Origin of the sequence: Henriciella sp. (assembly GCF_049649345.1) — a bacterium.
Lineage (GTDB): Bacteria > Pseudomonadota > Alphaproteobacteria > Caulobacterales > Hyphomonadaceae > Henriciella.
In genome coordinates, this window is the sequence record NZ_JBARZC010000291.1 from 1 (window position 1) to 6,481 (window position 6,481).

The 6,481-nt window shown below is 59.5% G+C and carries 4 protein-coding genes; 3 read left to right on the forward strand and 1 reads right to left on the reverse strand.

Annotated elements, in window-relative coordinates:
* Positions 1-721, forward strand: a 721-nt coding sequence (locus WA989_RS07640) for a hypothetical protein (protein ID WP_424339907.1), incomplete at its 5' end; no start/stop codon positions are given.
* Between the two features lie 9 nt (positions 722-730).
* On the opposite strand, the gene WA989_RS07645 is transcribed toward WA989_RS07640, so the two are convergent.
* The gene (locus WA989_RS07645; protein WP_424339908.1) at positions 731-2,449 is read right to left on the reverse strand and encodes an ArnT family glycosyltransferase; all 1,719 of its coding nucleotides are present in this window, start codon (positions 2,447-2,449) and stop codon (positions 731-733) included.
* Between the two features lie 214 nt (positions 2,450-2,663).
* Here WA989_RS07645 and WA989_RS07650 point away from each other — a divergent pair, with 214 nt between their 5' ends.
* Positions 2,664-5,744, forward strand: a complete 3,081-nt coding sequence (locus tag WA989_RS07650; RefSeq protein ID WP_424339909.1) for a TonB-dependent receptor — start codon at positions 2,664-2,666, stop codon at positions 5,742-5,744.
* 97 nt (positions 5,745-5,841) lie between these two features.
* On the forward strand, positions 5,842-6,481 hold a 640-nt coding region (locus WA989_RS07655; protein ID WP_424339910.1), incomplete at its 3' end, for an agmatine deiminase family protein.

Below are 6,481 nucleotides of genomic sequence, written 5' to 3' on the forward strand. Positions count from 1 at the left end.
GGCGACAGCCGTCGCACTTGGAATACTGGCCTTCGCTGCCAACGCCGAGGAAAAGCCGGCTTGTCCAACGGGTGAAGCAGGTGACTGGATGTGGCAGGCGAGCGGCTCTGACATTCAGCTCAAGAATCTCGATTTCCCCATTGGGTGGGAGACAAGTGGCGGCGATGTGTCCACGCACGGCTTCGCGCTGGCCATCAATCTTGATGGGGGGGACAAGGAAAAGATACGCGTTGCCCGTTTCGAGCTCCCGCCGCTCGATTTCTCGTTCGTGCGCGACCCCGATACGGAGAATACACGTACCTATCAGGTCTTCTCACCCTTCCCGATGTCTGAGGAAGCCATCGCCGGCAAGCACATCTTCGTCGCGATGAAATTCACCATGGCTGGACTCACCGTTGTCGACGAAGCTCCCAAGCTGCTTTTCCAGACGCGTGTGGAAACGTATGAGGGCAAGGGCAACAAGGTCGAAGGCAGCTGGGCGAGCTGGGACCATCCGATCGACTGGTCGTTCACCAGTCATGAAGATTTCAGATTGGCGTTCTCTACGCCTTACTTCACGCCATATGGTCAGGCGCCGCAGTGGTCGAATGTCGCCATCAGCAAGCCGATTGACCTGACCGTGCTGACGCCCATCATAGAGAATCTGCGTGTGAAGATGCTGGAGCAATCGCAAATCTTCAACATGTGCCAGCCCCACTATGGATTCATGAGGTTCGAGTAGCGGACGCGCTTATCGTGCCGGGCAAGGCTCCGGCGCATCGAGCTTCTGGCCTTCGAACCGGTCAACCCAGTCCCCAGAGCGGGGCAGGGGGTCGAAACCCGAGGCGCGATAGAGGACGAGCCGGCGGGTAATCGGGCAGCCATTCGAGCGCTCACCCAGGTCAACACTGACCTCGCCGACCTTCTCGAACGCTTCGAAATCGGCGGCGATGGCCGGGCGGCGGTTGGGCCGGTAGCTTGCGATCAGGACATCGCCGTCAATCTCGCCGGTCATCGGCTGCTGTTCGGCAAAGCTGTGCGCGCCTTCATTGTAGCGCCAGAGAATGAGCGGCGCGTCGATGCGGTCTTTCAGGTAGAAGTCGAGGCCATGCCAGATCTCGCGCTCATCGACCATGAGGGCTGTGGGCGTACCATCCTCCGCGACGAAAGCGACAAGCTTGTCGGAGATCTCGTCCCAGCCGCGCGTGCGTTTCAGGGCGTTATCGAGATCGAGCGGTTTGGCGACGGCGTCCGGCGCGATTGTGGCAGCGGTCATGACGAGGCCAAGCACGGTGTGAAGCGTCAGTCCCGCCCAGAACAGGCCTTCCGGCCGGAAGCGGAACAGGAATGCAAAGAGCATGATGCCGCTCGCGACGGCCACACCGGTGAGGATGCGGGCGGTCAAGGTGAAGTCTGGCGCTAGGATGAAACCGACCGCCGAGAGCCCTGCGATCCAGACCCAGAGCCATTTATTCGTCCGCGCGCGCAGGAAGACCATGGCGATCAGGACCGACGCCGCCGGATAGGCGGTCGCGGCCCAGTTGGCATGGGCGCGTGACAGGATGGACTGGCCGAAGATGATGACGAGCACCGGGAGGATGAAGCAGGTCAGCCAGAGCTCACGCCGCGCCGGTTCGCCCGTGGCTGAGCGGCGCATGAAGAGGAGGCCGGCCAGAAGCGCAAGAAAGCTGACCGGGCCAAACACACCCATCTGGTCGGCGAGGAATTTGAGCGCGTTCTCGGGGTTGAACAGCTCGCCGCCGAGATTGGCATTATCGACCGTGTGGCCAACCGTGGCGAAATCATTCTGTGCGTTCCAGACAAGGTGCGGCGCGACCACGGCGAGGGCGATGGCGAGCGTAGCGCCGCCCCTGAGCGTCAACAGGCCCTGCCGGGTGGGTTTGTCCAGAATGGCTGTCAGCACCACGCCGATGGCAAAGTAGAGCATCGCATATTTGGCAAGAAAGCCGGTGCCGATGGCGAGGCCGAGACCGATATAGCTCGCCCATCCGGCTTCGCCCTGCCGCACGCGCCAGAGAAGGTAGAGCGCCACCGCCCAGACCGGCATCAGGACGCCATCGGTCGACAGCACGGTGGACGAGAGCCAGACCGCCGGCATCAGCGCATAGCCGACGGCTGCCATCAGGCCGACCTTGGGCGAGGCCATGCTGCGGCCCAGCAGGAACAGACAGGCGGCAGCGATCGTGTGCAGGAAAGGCGCCGGCAAACGCACGGCCCAGGCCGAATCGCCGAACATTGCGGTGCTCGTATGGATCACCCAGGCGATCAGCGGCGGTTTTGAGTAATATCCCCACTCCAGCGACTGCCCCCAACGCCAGTACTGGGCTTCATCGGCATAGAGTTCGAGCGGCGAGGCCAGAACGGTGAAAACACGCAGCACCAAAAGCCCGAGCAATATCAGGGCCGTAAGGCGGGCGTAAATCCGCTCGTTTTTCGCGTCGTTCAGCATGCCACCAGCCTGCTAACGCGAGGCGGCCAACTTGGCCAGAGAGCCAATGCCGGTGTGGCTTTTTTGCAATCATTTTTCCTCGTTTGCTGCGCTGCACAGAAGAGTAATAAAGCTGTCACAAAACTGTTACGCAGGCGGAATAGAGCGCCGGTCAATTGGCCTTGGTTAAGAAGTGTGAGGTACCGGGGCCGCCAAACCGAAGAAGGGGTTCTTCATGTCCAACTGGAAACTACTATCCGGCGTCGCAGCGGCATCGCTGTTCACCGCCGCGATTATCGCACCTGCAGAAGCGCAGGTCACCACGTCCGGGGTTCGCGGCCAGGTGACGAACGCCGAAGGCACACCGATTGCCGGTGCCGACGTCATCGTCCGTGACCCGGAGACGGGGCTGGTCCGCACGACGACGACGACATCATCAGGTACGTATACGCTCCGCAACCTGCCGGTTGGCAGCACTTATACGGTCGAGATCCTTGCAACTGATTTTCAGGGCCGCGCAGTCGAAGATGTCGCTCTGAACCTTGGCGACACCGCAGAAGTGAACTTCACGCTTGGTGAAGGCGACCGTACAATGGACACGGTCGTTGTGACCGCCTCGACCGCAAACCTTGCTCAGGTTGCGATCGGCCCATCGGCGACATTCGGCCTTGAGACGCTGAAGCAGGCTCCGGCGATCAACCGCAACATCACAGACGTCCTGCGCATCGACCCGCGCGTCTATGTTGACGAGTCCCGCGGCGACATCAACGCTGTCCAGTGCGGCGGCAAGAATTCCCGCTTCAACTCGCTGACCGTTGATGGCGTGAAGATGAACGACAATTTCGGTCTCAACTCGAACGGCTACCCAACCGAGCGGATCCCGTTCTCCTACGACGCCATTGAGCAGGTCTCCATCGAGCTTGCGCCTTTCGACGTCCAGTATGGTGGCTTCTCTGCCTGTAACATCAACGCTGTCACGAAGTCGGGTACCAACGAATTCCACGGTTACGCTTTCGGTGACTACACCAGCAGCGACCTTCGCGGCGATAGCCTTGAAGGCGATGAAGTCGTGACCGGTGATTATGACGAATACCGTTACGGTTTCGGTATTGGCGGCCCGATCGTTCAGGACAAGCTGTTCTTCTTCGCCGCTTATGAAAAGCTTGAAGGTGTGAACCTCTTTGACCGAGGCCCAATTGGGTCAGGTGCCGTTAATGAAGTGAACATCACCCAGGCGGAAGTCGACGAGATCCGTGCAATCTCCCAGAACCTCTATGGTTACGATCCAGGCGACATCCCTTCCAGCGCCGACAATGAAGACGAGAAAATCCTCGTCAAACTCGACTGGAACATCAACGAAGATCACCGCGCAACCTTCACCTATAACTGGAATGATGGCTTCAACATCGCCCAGTCCGACGGTGACAGCAACGAGCTGGAATTCTCCAATCACCTCTATGAGCGTGGCGCAGAACTGACCGCTTATGTCGGCTCGGTCTATTCTGACTGGACGGACAATTTCTCAACTGAAATCCGCGTCGGTTACTCTGAACTCGACAACCGTCAGAACTCGATCGGCGGTACAGACTTCGGTGAGATCACGATCGAAACCGACGATGTCGACGTCTACCTAGGCGGCGATGACTCCCGTCAGGCCAACAAACTCTACTACGAGACGTTCAATGTCGCGCTGAAAGGCTTCTATACGGCCGGCGACCATAACTTCTCGTTCGGCTATGAGCGCGAAGACCTGGATGTCTTCAACCTCTTCGTCCAGCACGTTGAGACTGAGATCGACTTCGACGACAACCCGAACACCGTCGGCGATGGTTTCGACTTTGCCATCGAAAACTTCCGTCTCGGCCTGGCTGACAACGTCAACTACAACAACGCGCCGTCCGGGGATCCGAATGATGCGGCTGCTGACTGGGGCTACTCGATCAACACGCTGTATGCGCAGGACGAGTATGACTTCGGAACCGGTTTCGTGCTGACGGCCGGTATGCGGTATGACTGGTACACGACCGACGACAAGCCGCTGGTCAACCCAGACTTCTTGGCTGATTACGGCTTTGGCAACGACCAGACCCTCGACGGCGAAGGCCTGCTTCAGCCACGCGTTGGCTTTACCTGGAACATCGATGACAGTCTCGATCTTCGCGGTGGTCTCGGTGTCTATTCCGGTGGCAACCCCAATGTCTGGCTATCCAACACCTACTCGGCAAACAATGTAAGCCAGTTCGGTGCAGACGGCGGCGACTTTGGTCTTGAAAACGGCGTCACCTCGCTGTTCGGCATTCCTTACAGCATGTGTGAAGACGGCGTTCCGACAGGACCAGGCTACTGTGTGCCACAATCCATGGCCGATGCGGTTGCAGCCGGTGCAGGGTCGAACTTCGAGATCAACTATCTCGATCCGGACTTCAAGCTTCCCTACGAGATCAAGATGGCCCTCGGCGCGACCAAATTTGTCGATGTGCCTCAGCTTGGCGGTGAGTATATGCTGTCCGCTGACGTGCTCTACACGATCGGTAAAGAGCGCGCTGTCTGGATCCGCGGCGACCTGGAGCAAACCGGCACAACGACTGGCCCCGACGGCCGCGTCTATCCGACCTATTCCAGCGTCCGTGAGGCGTCCTTCGTTCTGACGAACTCAAACGACTCTCCGCACTCGCTGCTCGTCTCTGGTGCCATCTCGAAACAGCATGACTTCGGTCTCGACTGGTCGCTCGGCTATGCATACTCGGATGCGCAGGACGTCCACCCGATGACCTCATCGGTTGCGTTCTCCAACTATGTGAACCGGGCCTTCAGCGATCCGCAGGATGTGTCGGCGGCAACGTCTGACTACAATACCGAGCATCGCATCACGGCTCTGGCGAATTACGAGCGAGCGTTCTTCGGTGACAATACGACCCGCTTCTCGGCCTTCGGCCAAGTAGTGTCAGGCCGTCCGTACAGCAACACGATCGAGGGTAACCCGAACTTCATCACAGGCTTCACACCATTCCTCGAGGGCAATCCGTTCCTCGCGCTTGGTCAGGAGCGTAATGCTGAAGAGGGCTCCTGGTGGGGCAAGGTCGACATCAAGGTCGAGCAGGAGTTCGCGCTCTTTGATGACCATGTTGCTTCCGGCTTTGTCGTGATTGACAACTTCACCAACCTGCTGAACGACGAGTGGGGCATCCTGCGCCAGCCAGGCTTCCCGTCGACGTGTACGGTTGATGTCAATGGCGACCGCACCGGAACATGCGAATCTCGTCAGGGCGATGCATCGCGCTACGAGATCCGCTTCGGCCTTCGCTACGAGTTCTAGAACCTCCGGTTCACATCGAACCAATTGAAATCAGGGAAGGGCGGCTCCATGTGGGCCGCCCTTTCTCTTTGTCTCCTCCTATGGCAAATCGCGCGACATGACTGACACGCCTATCGCTTTTACCCCGCCTGAATGGGCCCCGCAGTCTTCTGTCTGGGTTGGCTGGCCGCATCTCAGGGATGAGTGGGCGGGCGACTATGCTGGCGCGCAGCGCGAGATTGCGGCGCTGGTCAAGGCGCTGGCGCCTGTCGTGACCGTGAAACTGGTCATCGGCGCGCCGCATTCGCGCCCCGAAGCGGTCGAGCAGATCGGCGATCTGGCAGAGCTGTACGATGCGCCCATGGGCGATATCTGGCTGCGCGACATCGGGCCTGTCTTCGTGAAATACAGCAACCGGCTGGAGGGGCTCGGCTTCGAGTTCAATGGCTGGGGCGGCAAGTATGAGCTGGAAGGCGACAGAGAAACGGCGGCCTCCATTGCGCGCCTCGAAGGCCACCCTCTAAAGCGCTTGCCCTTCGTGCTGGAAGGCGGCGCGGTTGAGCAGGATGGCGAAGGCCTGCTGCTGACGACGCGCCAGTGCGTGCTCAATCCGAACCGGAATGAAAGCTGGAACGAGGCGAAAGCCGAAGAGGCGCTGACACTTGCGTTCAGTGCGGACCGCATGATCTGGCTCGGCGATGGCCTGACCGGTGATCATACCGATGGTCATGTCGACAATATTGCCCGCTTTATCAGGC

Bases quoted from the DNA above. Each gene is read 5' to 3' on its own strand.
- WA989_RS07645 (WP_424339908.1), bottom strand. From the start codon at position 2,449: ATGCTGAACGACGCGAAAAACGAGCGGATTTACGCCCGCCTTACGGCC.
- WA989_RS07650 (WP_424339909.1), top strand. From the start codon at position 2,664: ATGTCCAACTGGAAACTACTATCCGGCGTCGCAGCGGCATCGCTGTTC.